Below are 2,044 nucleotides of genomic sequence, written 5' to 3'. Positions count from 1 at the left end.
ATACGGCTCGGTCGCCGAGGCGATGGAGAAGACGGGCGCCAATGTGTCGGTCGCCTTCGTGCCGCCGAAGTTCACGAAGGACGCCGTCATCGAGGCCGTCGACGCCGGCATCGAGCTGCTCGTCGTCATCACCGAGGGAATCCCGGTGCACGACACGGCGGAGTTCTGGGCGTACGCGCAGAACAACGGCAACAAGACCCGTATCGTCGGCCCGAACTGCCCCGGCGTGATCAGTCCCGGCAAGTCCAACGCCGGCATCATCCCGTCGGACATCACCGACTCCGGGCCGATCGGGCTGGTCAGCAAGTCCGGCACGCTGACGTACCAGATGATGTACGAGCTGCGTGACATCGGCTTCTCCACCTGTGTCGGCATCGGCGGTGACCCGGTGATCGGGACGACGCACATCGACGCGCTCGAGGCATTCGAGGCCGACCCGGACACCAAGGCGATCGTCATGATCGGCGAGATCGGTGGCGACGCCGAGGAGCGGGCCGCGGCCTACATCAGGGAGAACGTGACCAAGCCCGTCGTCGGCTACGTCGCCGGGTTCACTGCTCCCGAGGGCAAGACCATGGGGCACGCCGGAGCCATCGTCTCCGGTTCGTCCGGCACGGCGGCGGCGAAGGCGGAGGCGCTGGAAGCCGCGGGTGTCAAGGTCGGCAAGACTCCTTCGGAGGCCGCGCGGATCATGCGCGAGATCGTCCAGAACAGCTGATCGCGGCTCTGGTCTGCTCCTGTTGGGTGTCCGCAGTCCCTGTGTTCATGATCATGTTCCCGCTTAGGCCCCTATAGGGGCTCAAAACGGAACATGATCATGAACGCGCGATGCGGCTGGGCGGTACTGACGACAGACCCCCCGACTGTGACGTTGTGCAGCTATTCGGATAGGCGGTCGGCGGCGCGATTGAGCAGGTCCGTCATCTGATCGGCCGTGATGTCGTGGTCACTGGCGCTGTCGATGTTGTGGTTGACGACGGTCACGAGGTTGTCCTGCAGGGCGATGCCGAAGACGAAGGTGATGCCGTACTCTTCGTATTCCTCGCGCCAGGTCGAGATCGTCCGGTTCCCGTCATCGGCCGAGGCGGTATTCACCACGTTGCGCCCGTCGTCGTCGTAGGACTCCGCGGCCGCGACCAGGTCCTCGTAATGTGACCGTGCGGATTCGGCGTCCGGGAATGCCGCGATCTCCTGGTCGACGCTGAGGTAGATCGCTTCGGTGGGGTCGCTCTGCTGGTAGAACCGGCGCTGGAACCAGGTGGCGCCGCCGTCGGCTTCCGGGTCGAGTGGCAGATATGTGAGGGCCCAGCCCGATGGATCACCGGCCTCGTTACCCGGCACGGGCTCGGTGCCGTCGACGATCTTCTCCAGGCCGGTCGCCTCTACGACGTCGTCCACGGTCAGCCAGCCGTCGATGTCGCCGATGGGCTCCTTGTCGGTCCGTTCGGCGGTTACCTCGCCGACGCACTCAGTCCCGAACGCGGCGCAGAGCCGCTCGCCGGAGAGCACGGAATCTTCCGTGTCCATGTTGGCGTTGTCCTCCTGGTTGTTGTGACCCTGGATCACCACGTTCACGTAGTCGCCGGTCCGCATCATCCGGACCGAGACCAGGTTCGTCTCGACGAAGTTGATCGGCTCTTCCATCGCTTCGAAGTAGTTGGCCATCCACGCCTCGTCGCCGAGCCCGTCGACGTTCCACACCTGGCTGATCTGCGTAAGGGTGTCCTCCTCGCTCAGCTCCAGGTCCCGGACACAGCGCTCCAGATCGGCGCGGATCTGCGAGAAGCGCCCTACTGGATCGTCCGTCTCCTCGATGAACTGCAGGAAATGACCGCCTTGGCCGTCCTGGGTGTTCTCGTAGTAGACGTGAGCGGCCTCGGGCGGCGCCGCGGGGGCGCACTCGAATGGGGTCTGGGCCGCGTCCCTCTCAGTCCACTCCGGCAAGACGTCGCCCGGCTGCCCTTCCGGTGTGATGTCGTCGGCGGTTATCAGGGCGTCGTCGGGGATGTTTCCGCCGTTGTCGCCGTCGGGAGGCGACGGGTCG

The 2,044-nt window shown here is 65.4% G+C and carries 2 protein-coding genes; one reads left to right on the top strand and one right to left on the bottom strand.

The window, feature by feature from the left end:
* The coding region (sucD, locus tag ELR45_RS22675; RefSeq protein WP_240760058.1) for a succinate--CoA ligase subunit alpha at positions 1 to 718 on the top strand (718 nt) is incomplete at its 5' end.
* A gap of 161 nt (positions 719 to 879) precedes the next feature.
* On the opposite strand, the gene ELR45_RS22670 is transcribed toward sucD, so the two are convergent.
* A partial coding sequence (locus tag ELR45_RS22670) for a sensor domain-containing protein (protein WP_205857071.1) occupies positions 880 to 2,044 on the bottom strand: 1,165 nt, incomplete at its 5' end.

It is taken from the genome of Phytoactinopolyspora endophytica (assembly GCF_004138495.1).
Taxonomy (GTDB): Bacteria; Actinomycetota; Actinomycetes; order Jiangellales; family Jiangellaceae; genus Phytoactinopolyspora; species Phytoactinopolyspora endophytica.
The sequence above is the reverse complement of the archived record's forward strand: the minus strand, read 5'-3'. Positions and strand labels throughout refer to the sequence as shown.